We start from the raw sequence: 17,586 nt of genomic DNA, 5'->3' as shown, positions 1-17,586 counted from the left end.
TGGGGGTTGAAGGGCGGGGGGCTGGTGGCCTAAGCGCCGCATAGCCCTCCCCAGGCCGTGCTGCTTTTCAGGAGGATGTTCCCATGACCGCTACGCCTGTCCCCGTCATGCTCGACCGCGCCGGACTCTCGGTCGCAGCGCCGCTGGCTGGTTTCATCGAGGAGCGCGTGTTGCCGGGGCTCGGCATCGAGCCGGGCGGCTGGTGGCAGGGCGTGGCGGGGATTTATGCCGCGTTCGCGCCGCAAAACCGTGCGTTGCTGGGCGTGCGCGATGCACTGCAGGCGCAGATCGACGCGCGCTATCAGGCAGGCGGAGCGGTGGACGAGGCGTTTCTGCGCGAGATCGGCTACCTCGTGCCTGAGCCTGCGCCATTCACCATCGGCACCGAAAATGTCGATGCCGAGGTCGCGACGATGGCCGGGCCGCAATTGGTGGTGCCGATCCTCAACGCACGCTTCCTGCTCAACGCCGCCAATGCCCGCTGGGGCAGCCTGTACGATGCCTTTTACGGCACCGATGCGTTGCCGGGGATGGCGGTGCCGGGCGGCTACGATCCGGTGCGCGGTCGCCAAGTGGTCGCAGCGGCCAAGGCGTTTCTCGATGAGGCGGTGCCGCTGGCGGCGGGCTCTTGGGCGGATCTGCACGATGCGGTGCCTGTGTTGCGCGATCCTGCGCAATTGGTGGGGCGCAAGGGCGCGTCGTGGCTGTTCGTCAATCACGGGCTGCATATCGAGGTGGTGGTCGACCGCGATCATCCGATCGGGCGCGATGATCCGGCCGGGATCGCCGATGTCATCCTCGAATCCGCGCTGACGACGATTTGCGATCTGGAGGATTCGGTCGCGGCGGTTGATGCCGAGGACAAGGTTGCGGCCTATGCCAATTGGCTGGGGCTGATGCAGGGCGATCTGGCAGAGGCGTTCGAAAAGGGCGGCAAGACCGTCACGCGTCGGCTCAACCCTGATCGCGTCTATGATGACGGGCTGACGCTGGCCGGACGCAGCCTGTTGTTCGTGCGCAATGTTGGGCATTTGATGACGACCCCGGCGATCCGCCTCGCCGATGGCAGCGATGCGCCCGAGGGGATCCTCGACGCGATCGTCACCAGCACGATCGCACTCTACGATCTGCGTGGGCTGGGCGCGTTCCGCAACAGCCGCGCGGGATCGGTCTATATCGTCAAGCCCAAGATGCACGGGCCGACCGAATGCAGCTTCACCAACGCCTTGTTCGATGCGGTCGAGGATCTGCTGGGTCTGACGCGGCACACGATCAAGGTTGGCGTGATGGACGAGGAGCGCCGCACCTCGGCGAACCTCGCCGCCTGCATAGAAGCGGTGAAGGACCGCATCGTCTTCATCAACACCGGTTTCCTCGATCGCACCGGCGACGAGATGCACACCGCGATGCGTGCGGGCCCGATGATTCCCAAAGCCGAGATGAAATCCAGCGACTGGATCAAGGCCTATGAGGATCGCAACGTCCGCATCGGGCTGGCGGCGGGGCTGAGCGGCAAGGCGCAGATCGGCAAGGGCATGTGGGCCGCGCCGGATCGCATGGCGGATATGATGGCGCAGAAGATCGGCCATCCTATGGCCGGGGCGAATACTGCCTGGGTGCCGTCGCCGACGGCGGCCACACTGCACGCAATGCACTATCACAAGGTCGATGTGTTTGCGCGGCAGCGCGAGATCGCCAGGGAAGCGGTGCCGGGGCTGACGCCGCTGCTGACCGTACCGGTCGCGGTCGGTCGTAACTGGACGCCCGAGGAAGTCCGTGCCGAGCTGGACAATAATGCGCAGGGCATTCTCGGCTATGTCGTGCGCTGGATCGATCAGGGGGTGGGGTGTTCGAAGGTGCCCGACATCCACGATATCGGCCTGATGGAGGATCGCGCGACGCTGCGGATTTCCTCACAACATATCGCCAACTGGCTGTTGCACGGCGTTGCGACGACCGAAGACGTCGATGCCGCCTTTGCGCGCATGGCGGCGAAGGTCGATGCGCAAAATGCCGATGATCCACTGTACCGGCCGATGAGCGGACACCCTGAAAGCCTCGCCTGGCAGGCGGCGCGTGCGTTGGTGTTCGAAGGGATTTCCCAGCCCAACGGGTATTCCGAGCCGTTGCTCCACGCCTATCGGTTGCGGGCGAAGGCGGTTTAGGGAAACCTATTCCGCTTGGCGCGTTAGACGGGAAAGCGGGGGCTGGATTCGCGAGACCCTCTGACATGAAGCGGGGAAGCGCGGGTTTTGGGTTTGCTGTTATTTTCAACGGGACTGATTGCTGTAGCCGCTGGCGGCGTGCAGCAGGCGCAGCCCGCAATCCCTGTTCCGACCCCGAAGATGGGCACGCCCCCGTCGACCGAGCCACCGATCGTCGCTGACGACACGTTCGACAAGGCGCTGCCGCCGCTGTCGAGCGATATCAATGCGCCGTTGGAGCCGCTTGCCCCGATCGTCCCGCCGACTGCGCCAATGGTGCCCGCGGAAACGGTGCCGCCAGAATTGACGCAGCCGCTGCCGGCGTTGCAGGCGTTCGATTCGACGCCGCTCGTCGACGTGACCGTCAAGGACACGAAGGCTCCCGACATCCGCTACGACACCGTCGTGCGTGGGCTGGATACGTTGGGGCTCGCGGGCAAGTTCAACAGCCTGTCGGCGCTCAAAGGCGGCGATGGCAAGGCGGCCAATGCCACCGTCGTCTCGGCGCGCGGGCGAGAGGACGAAGATCTCGCGGTGCGCTTGATGAAGTCGCTCGGATATTATGACGGCACCGCGATTTCGACGATCGAGCAAATTCCTGGAGACACCGCACGGGTCCGCGCAATCGTTTCGGCAACACCGGGCAAGCAATATAAGTTTGGCTCGATCGCGGTGCAGGCGGCCCCCACGGTTCCGCCCGGATTGGTTGAGAGTTTGCTCCCGCTGCACAGCGGTGAAGCAATCGAGGCCGATCGGGTGCAGGGCGCGGAAGCCAATGTCGCGCTGGTCCTGCCGCAGCGTGGTTATCCCTTTGCCAAGGTCGGGCAGCGCGACATCCTGCTCGATGACGTTGCTGGAACCGGTGACTACACCTTGCCGGTCGATGTCGGCCCGCGGTCCTCGTTCGGCACCTTCACTACCGAGGGGCGGCTGGCGTTCGGCGCGGCGCATGTCGGCGTGCTGACTCGCTTCAAGCCCGGCGAGTTGTACGACAATCGCAAGGTCGACGATTTGCGCGCGGCGCTGGTGGCGACAGGTTTGTTCTCGACCGTTTCGGTGGAGCCGGTCCGCACCGGCAATATCAACCCCGATGGCACCGAGGCAGTCAACCTGCTGGTGCAGCAGGAACGGGGACCGCCGCGCTCGGTGGCGGTCAGCGGCGGTTACAGCACAGGGCAGGGCATCCGACTGGAAGGATCGTTCACGCATCGCAACCTGTTCCCGCCCGAAGGTGCGCTGATCGTGACGGCGGTGGCGGGCACGCAGGAGCAAGGGGCCACCGCCACCTTCCGCCGCTCAAACGCCGGACGGCGCGACCGGACCTTGACGATCACGGCTGGCGCAGACCATTCCAATTACGATGCCTTCGACGCCTTTACGACGACGCTGTCGGGCCGGATCTCGTATGATTCCACGCCGATCTGGCAGAAGAAATTCACTTATGCCTATGGGTTCGAACTGACTGGCACCAACGAAAGCGTCTATGATTTCGGGCGCGGTGCGCGGCGGCGGGCGACCTATTTTATCGCGGCGCTTCCGGGGCAGGTGGAATTCGACCGGTCGGACAGCTTGCTCAACCCGACCAAGGGGTATCGCCTGAAGCTCAACCTCAGTCCGGAAACTTCGGTGCGGGGTGCGGTGCGGCCGTATGCGCGGACGCTTGTAGAAGCGAGCGGCTATTATCCGATCGGCGACAGCATCGTGCTGGCGGGGCGCGTCCGCGCCGGGTCGATCGTCGGGACGGATCGGGACGATCTTGCCCCGTCGCGGCGCTATTATGGCGGCGGCGGGGGATCGGTGCGCGGCTATGGCTATCAACGGCTCGGGCCGCTCGATCCCAATGGCGATCCGGTCGGCGGTCGATCGATCAACGAATTCGCGCTGGAGGCACGCTATCGCTTCGGCAATTTCGGCATCGTGCCCTTCCTCGATGGCGGCAATGCCTATGAGAGCGTGTTGCCCAAGGCGACCGACCTGCGCTTCGGGGCCGGGATTGGCGGGCGCTTCTACACCAATTTCGGGCCGCTGCGCTTTGACGTCGCGACGCCGCTCAACCCGCGCAAGGGCGATGGCAAGATCGCGCTCTACATTTCCATCGGGCAGGCTTTCTGATGACCGAAGAGACAGTCGTCATCGCCCGTCGTCCCTTGTGGCAGCGAGCCCTTAAATGGGTTGGGTTTGCGCTGCTGGGGTTGGTCGTGCTGGCCGGGGTGCTGGTGCTTGGGCTCAACACCGCACCTGGGCGCAGGATCATCGCCAATTCGCTGGGCGGCTACACCACGGCCTCTGGCCTCAACATCAAGGTCGGGCGGATCGAGGGATCGCTGTACGGCGCGATGGTGTTGACCGATGTACGGGTGAGCGACCCCAAGGGCGTGTTCCTGACCGCGCCGCGCATCGCGGTCGATTGGCGACCGTTCGCCTATCTCAGCAACCATATCGATGTGCGCTCGGCGCAGGCGGCGCTGGTGACGATGCAACGCTCCCCGGCGTTCAAGGCGGTGTCGAGCGACCCCAATGCGCCAATCCTGCCCGATCTGGACATCGATATCGGGCGCTTGACCGTCGCGCGGATGGTGCTCGCGCAACCGGTGACGGGGGCGGTGCATATCCTCAAGATCGACGGCGCAACCCACATTGCCGAGCGGCGCGCCCAAGTGACCGCCAGCGTCGTCGCGCTGGCCGGGCGCGGGATTGCGGGCGGCGATCGGCTGAACTTTAAGCTCGATGCCGTGCCCGATGCGAACCGGCTCGACCTCGATGCGCATCTGGTTGCCCCGGCAACGGGGGTGGTCGCCAGCATGAGCGGGCTGAAGGCACCGCTCGATTTCAGCATTGGCGGCAAGGGTAGCTGGAAGGCATGGCAGGGCAAGGCGACCGGCACGCTGGGCGGCGCGTCGTTCACCGATCTGGCGCTGACCGCGAACAGCGGCACCTTCACCGTGCGCGGCTTCGCCAATCCGGGCCTGTATCCCGGCGGCGCACCCAAGACCGAGGCGAGCGCGATCAACCCGCTGGCCCGGCTGACCGCGCCGCGCGTGCAGGTCTCGCTTAGCGCCACGCTCGACCAGCGACGGCTGACGCTGTCGGGGGCGCTGCGCTCCGATGCGCTGGCGCTGAATGCCAAGGGCTTGCTCGACCTTGCCGAGAGTCGTTTCGGCCAATTCGCGGTCGATGCGAAGTTGCTGACGCCGGGCGCGATTGCCCCCAATTTGCGCGGGCGCGATGTCGCGGCGCGCGTGGTGCTCGACGGCAAATTCGCCACGCCGACGGTCAATTATGTCGTGACGGCGGGTGTACTGGGCTTTGGCGAGACGCAGGTCGAGCGGCTCTACGCGTCGGGGCTGGCGCGGGTGAACGCCGACCATATCATCGTCCCGCTCTCCGCCCGCGCCGCGCGCGTCACCGGGCTCAATGCGGCGGCGGGTGGCTTGCTCGACAATGTCGCGATCAATGGCGATATCGCGATCACCGGCAACACGCTGCTGTCCGACAATTTGCGGATTCGCTCGAACAAGATCGACGCGACAGCTTTGGTCGTCGCCAATCTCAAGACCGGACTGTATCGCGGTGCTCTTAACGGGCGGGTCAATAATTACCGGATCGATGGCGTCGGCATCGTGTCGCTGCGCACCGACGCCAAATTGGTAACGGTAGCGAGCGGCGGGTTTGGGATCACCGGCCACGTCGCCGCCAGGACATCGCAAATCTTCAACGAAGGCGCGCGCAGTTTCCTCGGTGGAAATGCGGTGGTGACGGCGGACGTCGGCTACGACCCGAACGGCATCGTCACTTTTCGCAACCTGCATTTGGCCGCGCCGCAGTTCCGCGTGACGCGTGGGCAGGGGCGCTATGATCCAAAGGGCCCGTTGCTGGTCGAAGCGGATGCGTATTCGGCCCAATATGGCCCGCTCTTCGCCCGCGTCACGGGCACCGCGACCAAGCCGGTCGTGCTGCTGCGCGCGCCGCGCCCCGGCGTTGGGGTGGGACTGGTCGATCTGGAAGCGACGGTACGCGGGACGGGATCGTCTTATGCCGTGCTCGCCAAGGGCGGGACGCAATATGGCCCGTTCACCGCCGACCTAAACGTTACGCCCGGCGCGCAGTTGACGATCGACATCCGCAAGGCGCGTTTCGCGGGAGTCGATTTCACCGGCAAGCTTCAGCAACTTCCCGCCGGGCCGTTTGCCGGGCGCGTCCAGTTCGCCGGATCGGGGATCAGCGGTGCCGCGCTGCTCGCCGCGCAGGGCAAGGTGCAACGCGTCGATGTCGCCGCTCGCGCGCGCAACGCCAAGGTGCCGGGCGCGGTCGATTTCACGATCGGACGCGCGATCGTCAATGCACAGGCGATCCTCTATCCGAATGCGCCGCAGATTATCGCCGACGCGCAAGTCGCCGATTTGCGCTACGGCGCGGCGGTGCTGTCGAGCGCGCGCGCGAAGATCCATTACGTAAATGGCAACGGGACCGCGCAAGCGGTGGCTTCGGGGTCGAATGGCGTGCCGTTCCATATCGCCGCCAATGCACGGCTGAGCCCAACCTTGTGGCTGGTCGCGGCGCAGGGCCAGGCCAACGGCATCGGTTTCAAGACCGGCACGCCCGCGCGGATCGCGATCGAGCGCGGGACCTATCATCTCCAGCCGACGCGGATCGACTTCGAAAAGGGCAGCGCGCGCATTGCTGCCGATTATGGCACGGGCCTCGTCGCCAAGCTGCGGCTCGATGCGCTGGACCTGTCGGTCGCCAATGCCATCGTGCCGGATCTCGGTTTCGGCGGTTCCGCAACGGGCTCGCTCGATTATACCCAGCCGCGCGGGGCCGCAGTGCCGACCATCGCCGGGCAATTCCGCGTCGCGCGGTTTACCCGGTCGAGCTTGGCGAGCGTCTCCGAACCCGTCGATCTGATCACGCAGATCGGCCTGAACGGCAATGGCGGCGATATTCGTGCGCTCGTGCAGCGGGGCGGCACCACGATCGGGCGCTTGGTGGTTACGCTCGGATCGCTCGGTGGCGGTAGTGACTGGACGCAGCGGCTGATGGCGGCCCCCTTGTCGGGTGGAATCCGCTACAATGGCCCCTCGGGCGTGCTCTTCTCCTTTGCCGGCCTGTCGCGCCAGCAACTGTCGGGGCCAATTGCGGTCGCGGCCGATTTTGCGGGCAAGGTGGATGCACCACAACTGACCGGTCTGCTCCGCGCGGATTCGCTGACCTATGACAACGAAGTCTATGGCACGCGGCTCACGCAGATGAAGCTCGCGGGTCGTTTCACCAATGATCGGCTGGAGATAACCCAATTGTCGGCGCGGGCGGGCGAGGGGACCGTGCAGGGGCAGGGATCGGTCGGATTTTCCGCGGCAGCGGGCTTCCCGATCGACGTGCGCGCGACGCTCAACAACGCGCGCCTCGCCAGCAGCGATGCGCTGGGCGCGACCGCGACCGGCACCATCGCGATCACCAATAGCAAGGCGAATGGCGGGCTGATCAAGGGCGATTTGCGCATCCCGAATGCACGCTACGAGATCATCCGTCAGGGGCAGGCCGACGTCGCGGAATTGACCGGCGTCCGCCGCAAGAGCGACATCACCAAGGCCAATGCCCAGGCAAGCGCGCCCGCCGAACCGGTCGGGCTGTTCAAGCTCGACTTGCGTGTGCGCGCCGACAACCAGTTGTTCGTCTCTGGCATGGGGCTGGAATCCGAATGGCAGGCGGATTTGCGCGTCGTCGGCACCTCGCTGGCCCCGCGCGTAACCGGCAATCTCGAAATCGTGCGCGGCACCTATTCCTTCGCCGGCAAGCGCTTCGACGTCACCAAGGGCGATGTCCGCTTCGACGGCGGGGCTTTGATCGATCCGCAAATTGCGCTGAGTGCCACGACCACCACCAACGGCATCACCGTGGTGATCGATGTCTCGGGCACGGGCCAGAAGCCGCAAATCGCGTTCAACTCCACCCCCGCTTTGCCACAGGATGAGGTGCTCAGCCGGTTGCTGTTCGGCAGTTCGGTCACCAATCTATCGGCGATCCAGGCAATCCAGCTTGCCGCTGCGCTCAATTCGTTGCGCGGGTCGGGCGGCGGGCTCAATCCGCTTGGCAAGCTGCGCTCGGTGGCGGGGATCGACCGCTTGCGCATTCTCGGGGCGGACAGCGCTACCGGGCGCAGCACGTCGCTCGCTGCGGGCAAATACATCACCAACAACATCTATGTGGAGGTGATTACCGATGCACGCGGCTTCACCGCCACGCAGTTGGAGGTGTCGTTGACCAAGGCGCTCAGCGTGCTGTCGCAAGCTGGGTCGTTTGGCGGGTCGAACATCACGGTGCGCTACAAGAAAGATTTCTAATCGCAACGCATCGCTTTCCGTGAGCCCGAAAATCGAATATCGGGTATCTTACGGAGAGCGATTATGAGCATGGAACATTTCGACGTCGTCGTTGTCGGTGCGGGAATTTCCGGGATCGGCGCGGGCTATCATTTGCAAACGCAATGCCCCGACCGAAGCTATGTGATTCTCGAAGGGCGAGCGGCATTGGGCGGGACGTGGGACCTGTTTCGCTATCCCGGCATCCGTTCGGATTCGGACATGTTCACGCTGGGCTATGCATTCAAGCCGTGGACCGAGGCGAAAGCGATCGCCGATGGTCCCTCGATTTTGAAGTATGTTAGCGACACCGCGCGCGACTATGGTATCGATCGCCACATTCGCTTTGGCCATCACGTCAAGCGGGCGGCCTGGTCGACGGCAGAGGCGCGCTGGACGGTCGAGGCGGACGGGCCGGATGGGCCCGTCGCCTTCACCTGCAACTTCCTCTTCATGTGCAGCGGCTATTACAATTACGCGCGCGGCCATGCGCCGGAATGGCCGGGCATGGACGATTTCGGCGGTCGTATCGTCCATCCGCAATTCTGGCCTGCCGATCTCGATTATGCGGGCAAAAAGGTGGTGGTAATCGGCAGCGGGGCGACTGCGGTGACGCTGGTGCCCGCAATGGCGGAGAGCGCGACGCACGTCACGATGCTGCAACGCTCGCCCACCTATGTCGTCTCGCGACCGGCCGAAGATGCGATGGCCAATTGGCTGCGCGCCAAACTCCCCGCGAAACTGGCCTATGGCCTCGTGCGCTGGCGCAACGTGCTGTTCCAGATGTTCTTCTTCAACCTTGCCCGAAAACGTCCGGAAAAGACCAAGGAGCGGCTCATCGAAATGGTGCGGGGCGAGCTTGGTGCCGATTACGACGTCGCGACGCATTTTACCCCACGCTACAATCCGTGGGACCAGCGGCTTTGCCTTGTGCCCGACGCCGATCTGTTCGCGGTGATCAAGAGTGGCAAGGCTTCGGTGGTCACCGACACGATCGCGCATTTCACCCATGACGGGATCGCCCTGCAATCGGGCGCGGAACTGCCCGCCGACGTGGTGGTGACGGCGACCGGGCTGGAGCTGCAATTGTTGAGCGACGTAACGTTCAGCGTCGACGGTGCCCCGGTCGATCTGTCGAAAACCTTCAATTACAAAGGCATGATGTTTTCCGACGTGCCCAACATGGCGACCTCGTTCGGCTATACCAATGCCTCGTGGACGCTAAAGGCCGATCTGACTTGCGCCTATGTCTGTCGGCTGCTCAACACGATGAAGAAGCGTGGCCTGCGACAGGCAACCCCGCGCGTTGGCGATGTCTCGCTAAAGCCCGCTCCGTTTCTGGACTTCAGCTCGGGGTATGTGACTCGCGCAATGGAAAAATTCCCGAAGCAGGGCAGCAAAACGCCGTGGCGCGTCCATCAAAATTATGCGCGGGACTTGCTGGCGCTGCGCTACGGGTCGGTTGATGACGGGATGGCGTTTTCCAATCCGGTGATCCCCGAAACCAGCCATGCGGTGCAGCACACGATAAACGCCTGAGCGACGCAACCTAACGGCAAGAGCCGCGTTTTTGCGGCGTTGCACAATTTGCAGATTGCCTTGTTCGTTCGAACGAATTATCGGCGTGACGTGGTCCAGCAACGACTCCTTGAAATCGCGATCGCAGAATTTGCCACCAAGGGGTTGGAGGGCGCGAGCACGCGCAGCATCGCCGCTGCGGCAGGCACGGCGATGTCATCGATCACCTATCATTTTGGTGGCAAGGAAGGGCTATACCTTGCCGCCGCCGACCATATCGCCGCGCAAATGGGCGGTACGCTCTCGCATCTGATTGACGGCGTCGTTCCGGAAGGGATGACGCCAGCGGCCGCCCGCACGCTGATTCACGCCATCCTGGCCAGTCTGGTCGAGAAGATGACCGGGCAAAAAAACACGTCCTACTCGCTGTTCATCATGCGCGAGCAGATGGAGCCGACCGCTGCGTTCGAGCGCATTTATGGCGGGATGCTGGGGACCATGCTCCGCACGCTTGCGCATCTTGTCCAGATCGCAACCGGGCGCGACGATGGCGATACGGCACGCGTGGCCGTTGTCACCTTGATTGGGCAGGTCGTCACGCTGCGGGCTTCGCGCGCGACGGTTCTTAAGCTGATGCAGCGCCCCGACCTTGATGCATCCGCGATCGCCGCGCTTGGGGGGCGGATCGCGGCCAATACTGATGCCATTCTCGACCGACTGATCGCCGAACGACAGGAGCTTTCATGAGCGACACGCCCCAGCCCGAAGCGAAATCCGGGGAGGCTCCCTCGGCAGCCGAAGAGCCCGCAAAGCCGTCGATCTTCAGCAAGCCGCTGTTCTGGATCATCTTCGTCCTGGTGGTAGGCGCGATCGTGATCGCGGCGGTGCTATATTATCTGGACGCACGGCAATATGAGTCGACCGACGATGCCTTTGTCGATGCCCATATCGTGCGGATCGCGCCGAAGGTCGCCGGCACGCTGAAGTCGGTGGCGGATATCGATAACCGTCATGTCGAAGCAGGGCAGGTGCTCGCAGTAATCGAGCCATCGGGGCCAGAAGCCCAGGTCGCCGAGGCCGACGCCAATGTGAAGCAGGCGCAAGCGCAGTTCGAGCAGGCACGCGCTCAAGTCGTGGCGTCGGAGGCCACGCGCGATCAGGCGGTCGCACAAGCGCGGGCACCGATTGCCACCGCCGCCAAGGCGCAGCAGGATCTCGCGCGTTACGAAGCGCTACGCCGGATCGACCCAGCCGCCGTTGCCGGGCAGCAGCTTGATGCGGCGCGCGCAACCGCGCGCTCCACTGCGGCAGAGGCGGCGGCGGCGCGACAGCAAATCGATAGCGCCGCTGCCAATATCACCGTCGCGCGCCGCCAGGTTGCCGCCGCACGTGCGGTGATCGAGGCGCGGCAGGCATCGGTGCGGCAGGCCAATGTCACGCTCGGCGACAACCGGCTGGTCGCGCCGGTCGCAGGGCAGGTGGTCAATCGTCAGGTCAATATCGGATCGTATGTCGGGCCGGGCACGCAATTGATGGCGATTGTGCCCGATCATATCTGGGTGACTGCCAATTTCAAGGAAACCCAGCTGCGCGACATGACCGCGGGCAAGCCGGTCGACATCAAGGTCGACGCCTATCCCAACGTCAAGTTCAAGGGCCATGTCGACTCGATCCAGCGCGGCGCGGGGCAGGCATTTGCCTTGCTGCCGCCGCAAAACGCGACCGGAAACTACGTCAAAGTGGTGCAGCGTGTGCCGGTTCGGATCGAGTTCGATACCAAAAACGCGCCCGATCCCCGCAAATATCCGCTGGGACCTGGCATGTCGGTAATCCCCACGGTCAAGGTTCGCTAAGATGGCGAGCGCCGCAGCGCGCGCGGACGGATGGGATCCGACCCGGTCCGCAGCGGGCAGTTTGAGCCCGTGGCTGATCGTCGCGATCATCTCCATCCCGACCTTCATGGAGGTGCTCGACACATCGATCGCGAACGTCGCGCTCGATCATATCGCGGGCGGCCTTTCGGTCTCGAACGATCAGGCCACTTGGGTGCTGACCAGTTATCTGGTCGCCAACGCGATCATCATCCCGATCAGCGGCTGGCTGTCCGACGTGATCGGGCGGAAGCGCTATTTCATGATCTCGATCGCGCTGTTCACGCTGTCCTCGCTGATGTGTGGCCTCGCCCCCAATCTCTCGACGCTCGTCATAGCGCGCGTCTTGCAGGGGATTGGCGGTGGCGGACTGGCCCCGGTCGAGCAATCGATGCTTGCCGATACCTTCCCGCCGCGATTGCGCGGAATGGCCTTTGCGGCGTTTGCGATCGTCGTCGTGGTCGGGCCGGTACTCGGGCCGACGCTGGGCGGCTATATTACCGAAAATTCCAGCTGGCATTGGGTGTTTCTCATCAACGTGCCGATCGGCATCGTGTCGCTGTTTCTCGTCAACCTGTTCGTCGACGAACCCAAGGCGATCAAGGATGATCGCGCGAAATTGCTTCAGCGCGGTATCAGGGTCGACTATATCGGCATCATCCTCATCGCACTCGGCCTGGGGTTCTTCGAACTCACGCTCGATCGCGGCGAGCGGGAGGACTGGTTCGCGAGCAGCCTGATCATCGCGACCACGACGATTTCGGCGGTATCCCTGATCGCGCTCGGCTTTTGGGAAACGCATCATTCCGAGCCCGTGCTCGACCTCAAGCTCCTCAAAAGCCGGAATTTCTCGTTGACGTTGCTGGTCATGGGCGTGACCGGGATGATCCTGTTCGGCACCACCCAGTTGATCCCGCAAATGTTGCAGCAGGTGCTTGGCTATACCTCGTTCCAGGCCGGGTTGGCGCTGACCTTCGGCGGGGTGGCGACGCTGGTCGCGGTGCCGTTTGCCGGACGGCTGTCGGGGGTGGTCGATGTCCGGCTGTTGCTGTTTCCGGCATTGCTCGTTCAGGCCTTCGCCTTGTGGAACATGACGCATCTCAACGCCGACATCACCTTCCTCGATGCCGGGGTGGCACGCCTGTATCAGGCAATGGGGCTGCCCTTCCTGTTCGTGCCGATCAGCGCAGTGGCCTATGTCGGCTTGCCGCAGAACAAGACCGCGCAAGCGTCGAGCATGCTCAACGTGGCACGCAATCTTGGCGGATCGATCGGCATTTCGGCGTCGCAGACGATGCTGGCATCGGGCCTGCAGCGGCATCAGTCGGATCTGGTTAACGGCCTTAATCCGCTGAACCCGAATTATAATGACTGGCTGGCCAAGGCCGGGAGCGCGTTTGGCGGGCCGGGGGACACCATTACGCCGCTCGCCGTGCTCTACAGCCAGGTGCAGCGGCAGGCGGCGATGCTTGCCTTTCTCGACGTGTTTCACTCGTTGATGGTCGTGGTGCTGTGCGTCGCGCCCGTCGTTTTCTTTATGCGCTCCGGCAAATCCGGTGGCGGTGGTGGAGGCATGGCCCATTGACCCGCTCTCTCGTTACGGCGGCGCTGCTCGGCGCGACCTTGCTTGGCGGTTGTACCGTCGGCCCCAATTATCATGCGCCGACGATGCCCGTCCCTGCTGCCTTTGCCGAGCTGCAGACCGGTGTGCCGGGCGCGACGATCGACCCCGCCCATTGGTGGACGGCCTTTGGCGATTCCACGCTGACGACGCTGGTCGAACGGGCGCTGAAGGACAGCCCGACGATCGCGATCGCGGCGTCGCGCGTGCGGCAGGCGCGCCTGGATGAGATCGCGGCGCATGCCGTGGGCAAGCCCACCGTCGATGCCACGGGCAATGTGACGCATGTCGAATTCAGCAAGAATGCCGGATTCTCGTCCCTCGCCAGCCTCTTTTCCGGCGGTGGCAGCAACAGCGGCAGTTCGAGTGGCGGCATTGCGCTGCCCGGTAGCGGGATCACCACCTATGCCGCCGGCTTCGATGCGAGTTGGGAGATCGATTTGTTCGGCGGCGGGCGACGCGGCGTCGAGGGGGCCCTGGCACGGACCGACGCGGCGATCTGGTCGCAGCGCGATGCCGCCGTCACCTTGGGAGCCGAGGTCGCCCAGGCGTATTTCGCGCTACGGCTTGATCAGGCACAGATTGCCGTGGTCGAGGACGAACTCGGGCAGCAGCGGCGTGCACTGGAGATAGCGAACAACGTTGCCAGAGTCGGGTTGAGCCCACAGATCGACGTGAAACGGCAGCAGCAATCGATCTCCAGCATCGAGGCCCGGTTGGAGCCGCTACGAGCGGATGTCCGGGTCCGGATTCATGCACTCGGCATCCTGCTTGGCACCGAGCCGGGAAGCCTCACGGCGGAGTTGACCGGGCCGCTTCCCGCGTTGCCGACGGCTCCGGTCGTTCCGGCCGGGTTGCCGTCGGATCTGTTGCGCCGCCGCCCCGACATTCGGGCGGCCGAGCGCCAATTGGCGGCATCAACCGCAGACATTGGCGTGGCGGTGGCGGACCTCTACCCGAAATTCAAGCTGACCGGGATGGCGCAACTGATCTCGACCTCGCTCGGATCGCTCGTGTCGGGCGATAGCATCCAGGCGACGGGGGTAGGGGGGATAACCTTTCCCTTGCTGGATTGGGGGCGGCGCAAGGCAACAGTGGGCCTGCGCAAGGAAGACCGGGAACAGGCGTATCTGCGCTATCGCACGACCGTGCTTGGCGCGTTGCGCGATGTCGAGGATCCGCTCGCCCGCATCGACGCCGAGCGTCGTCGTAACGCCGCGTTGCGGCGTGCGGTCACGGACGCACAAGCGACAGCGCGGGCGGTCGAGGCGCAGTACCGCACCGGCTTCGTCGCGCAGAACAGCTTGATCGATGCGCAGGTGGCGGTGCTCAGCGCGCGCGAGCAACTGGTCGCCAGCGATGCGCAACTGCGGCAGGACAGTGCGGCGCTGTTCAAGGCGATTGGCGGCGGATGGGAGGATGCCGCAGCCGGGTGATTGGCAAGCACGTACGGGCGCGCCTAAGGTGCGTGATATGACCACGAGCGATGACCTGAAAAGCGCCGGTTTGCGGCATCTGGAAGCGCTGATCGGTTTCGACACGACCTCGCGTGATTCGAATCTTGCGCTGATCGGGTATGTTGAGAATGTCCTTCGCCGTCACGGCGTGCCCAGCCGACGCGTGTCGAATGCCGACCAGACCAAGGCCAATCTCTATGCGACGATTGGCCCGGCGGTGGCGGGTGGCGTGGTGCTCTCCGGCCATACCGACGTCGTCCCTGTCGACGGACAGGCATGGACCAGCGATCCGTTCATACTGACCCAGCGCGGTGAGCGGCTTTACGGTCGCGGGACGTGCGACATGAAGGCTTTCCTTGCGCTTGCGCTGGCGGTGGTGCCACGCTTCGCCAACGGAAATGTAGCGCGGCCGTTGCATCTGGCCTTCTCTTACGACGAAGAAGTTGGATGCCTGGGTGCCCCGTCGATGATCCGCGAACTCGTCTCAGAGTTGCCCGCACCGCTCGCCGTGATTGTGGGCGAGCCGACCAATATGGAGGTGGTCAGCGGTCACAAAGGTATTTCGACCTGGCGAGTGACGGTGAAGGGGCATGAAGCGCATTCCAGCCTGACGCACCTTGGCGTGTCGGCCAACATGGTTGCGGTGGGGCTCATGGCGCAACTGCGGGACCTGGCAGAGTCGCTCGAACGACATGGCGACCCGGCACCGCTTTATCACCCGCCGCACGCGACCCTGACGATCGGGCTGATGCAGGGCGGGACGGCGGTGAATATCCTCGCCCGCGAATGCAGCTTTGTGTTCGATCTGCGCACACCGCCGGGGCAGGATCCGGACACGATCATGGCACCTTTTCTGGAGGCATGCGCACGGGAGGACGGTGCGTTGCGCGCGCGCTTCGCGGATGCGGGTGTGTCGGTCGTGCGGCGGTCCGCAACGCCCTCCTTCGCGCCCGAGGCGGAAGGGGCCGCGGAAACGCTCGCGCGACGCCTGGCTGGCGACAATGGGCCGGCGCGAGCTGTACCGTACGCGGCCGAAGCCGGCCAATTTCAAGGTGCGGGATTTTCTACGGTGATTTGTGGCCCGGGCTCAATCGAGCAAGCGCACCAGCCGGACGAATATCTGGAGGTAGCGCAATTTGAACGGGGTGCGGCGTTCATGGCACGGCTGGTTGAGGCGATGTCGTAGCGACCAACCTGCAACGATGTTCCAGCGTTGTCATTTATTTTTGCGGTTTGTCTCGAACGGTTCGCACCGCGCACCTGCATTCCCGAATCGGGACACATTGCGGACATCGCGGCCAGCGCACATTGCGATGGCGTTTCAGGCAATCTTTGCAAAAATATCGACCCGATACTGAGTTAACCTACTCAAATATCGAACGGATCAATCCCGCATCGGGTCGACGGAACGATTTACCAGGGGCGGCTGCCCTCGCCGTAAACCACATCAAGGATGAAGCTCAACATCACATTTTCTCCCTTACACACCCAGTTGGGTGCTTCGGGTTATTAATTGAATCTTAACGATAATGCAATCGCGTTTCCGCGACGGGTGCGACCGAAGCGGGACGTTTAACGGTTCGTTTATTGCTCACGTTTACCTCGAAATCCATGGTGCGTGCCGTGCAACCCCCTTATCCGCCGCGTCGCCCTCCGGGGCGGCGAAAAAGTGCGTCAGACGCACCTGGTGGCCTCGTGCAATCGGGCATCGACATCGCCCCCCGCGGCGATCCTTCAAACACGTGGCAAATCGTGTGCCTCGTCGAGATCGCGAACTTCTCCGCCCTTCGTCGTAAGTTCGGGCGTGTGGGGGCGGATAGTCTCGCCCTGGATCTCGAGCGTCGGATCGCGGCGGTTCTACCCGATAGCTCGACCATGATCGTCAGCCGCACGTCTATCGAGGTGTCGCTCGAGCGCGCAAGTTTCGCTGCTCTCGGGGTTGCAGTGGACGTTTTGCGGGGTGTTGCGGAGATCCCGCTCGATTTGGATGGGGAGGCGCACGCCCTTCAAATCGAGATTGGGGGGGCGGCAGCGCCGCTCGCGACGATCGAAACCGTGCGGTTGATCGAAGAGGCCGAAGGCGCGCTGGAAGACGCGCGTTCGACGCATCAGCCCGTGCTGCGCGATCTATCGGTGTGTACCCCGACCTTCGACCGGCAGACCCTGACGCGCGAGATGCCGGCGGCGATCGCGAATGGCGAGATGTTCTTGCAATATCAGCCAAAAGTGCATGTGCGCGAGCAACGGATCTCCAGCGCGGAAGCGCTGGTGCGTTGGCAGCACCCCAATCGTGGCCTGATTCTCCCAGGGGATTTCATCACCGTTGCGGAGCAGGCGCAGCAAATTTCCGCGCTCACCCTTTGGACGCTCGACGAAGTGATCCGGGATCAAAAAGTCCTGGCGGCAGATGGACACGATCTGACGATATTCATCAATATTTCGGGTCAGCTTCTCAGCGACAAACATTTTGTAGAAGCGGCCTGCGCTAAGACCCACAATTGTGGGGCAAAAATCGGTTTTGAAATTACCGAAACGGCTGTGATCCGCGATCCCGAA

Annotated in this window: 10 protein-coding genes; all 10 read left to right on the top strand. The window is 63.8% G+C overall.

Annotation, left to right across the window (positions count from 1 at the left end; all coding sequences use genetic code 11):
* Window positions 1-83 precede the first annotated feature (83 nt).
* Window positions 84-2,165, top strand: coding sequence for a malate synthase G (locus tag EJC47_RS04115; protein WP_260591470.1), 2,082 nt, complete (start codon window positions 84-86; stop codon window positions 2,163-2,165).
* Window positions 2,166-2,345: 180 nt separating this feature from the next.
* Window positions 2,346-4,316, top strand: a complete 1,971-nt coding sequence (locus tag EJC47_RS04110; protein ID WP_260591469.1) for a BamA/TamA family outer membrane protein — start codon at window positions 2,346-2,348, stop codon at window positions 4,314-4,316.
* On the top strand, window positions 4,316-8,545 hold the full coding sequence (locus EJC47_RS04105) for a translocation/assembly module TamB domain-containing protein (RefSeq protein ID WP_126845614.1): 4,230 nt from the start codon (window positions 4,316-4,318) through the stop codon (window positions 8,543-8,545). Before EJC47_RS04110 ends, EJC47_RS04105 begins: the two co-directional genes overlap by 1 nt.
* A 63-nt stretch (window positions 8,546-8,608) precedes the next feature.
* A complete protein-coding gene (locus tag EJC47_RS04100; RefSeq protein ID WP_126845613.1) occupies window positions 8,609-10,102 on the top strand; it encodes a flavin-containing monooxygenase in 1,494 nt (497 codons plus the stop codon).
* A gap of 60 nt (window positions 10,103-10,162) precedes the next feature.
* On the top strand, window positions 10,163-10,828 hold the full coding sequence (locus EJC47_RS04095; RefSeq protein WP_260591468.1) for a CerR family C-terminal domain-containing protein: 666 nt from the start codon (window positions 10,163-10,165) through the stop codon (window positions 10,826-10,828).
* Window positions 10,825-11,934 (top strand): HlyD family secretion protein, encoded by a 1,110-nt coding sequence (locus tag EJC47_RS04090; protein WP_126845612.1) that lies wholly within the window; start codon window positions 10,825-10,827, stop codon window positions 11,932-11,934. Before EJC47_RS04095 ends, EJC47_RS04090 begins: the two co-directional genes overlap by 4 nt.
* A 1-nt stretch (window position 11,935) precedes the next feature.
* Window positions 11,936-13,537, top strand: coding sequence for a DHA2 family efflux MFS transporter permease subunit (locus EJC47_RS04085; RefSeq protein ID WP_126845611.1), 1,602 nt, complete (start codon window positions 11,936-11,938; stop codon window positions 13,535-13,537).
* Window positions 13,534-15,009: an efflux transporter outer membrane subunit gene (locus EJC47_RS04080; protein WP_126845610.1), complete on the top strand. Its 1,476-nt coding sequence runs from the start codon at window positions 13,534-13,536 to the stop codon at window positions 15,007-15,009. The genes EJC47_RS04085 and EJC47_RS04080 overlap by 4 nt, the downstream gene beginning before the upstream one ends.
* A gap of 37 nt (window positions 15,010-15,046) precedes the next feature.
* Window positions 15,047-16,216: an acetylornithine deacetylase gene (argE, locus tag EJC47_RS04075; RefSeq protein WP_126845609.1), complete on the top strand. Its 1,170-nt coding sequence runs from the start codon at window positions 15,047-15,049 to the stop codon at window positions 16,214-16,216.
* 509 nt (window positions 16,217-16,725) lie between these two features.
* Window positions 16,726-17,586 (top strand): EAL domain-containing protein (locus tag EJC47_RS04070; RefSeq protein WP_260591467.1); only part of this gene is annotated, 861 nt, incomplete at its 3' end.

The sequence above is a fragment of the Sphingomonas sp. TF3 genome (assembly GCF_003985085.1).
Lineage (GTDB): Bacteria > Pseudomonadota > Alphaproteobacteria > Sphingomonadales > Sphingomonadaceae > Sphingomonas.
The sequence above is the reverse complement of the archived record's forward strand: the minus strand, read 5'-3'. Positions and strand labels throughout refer to the sequence as shown.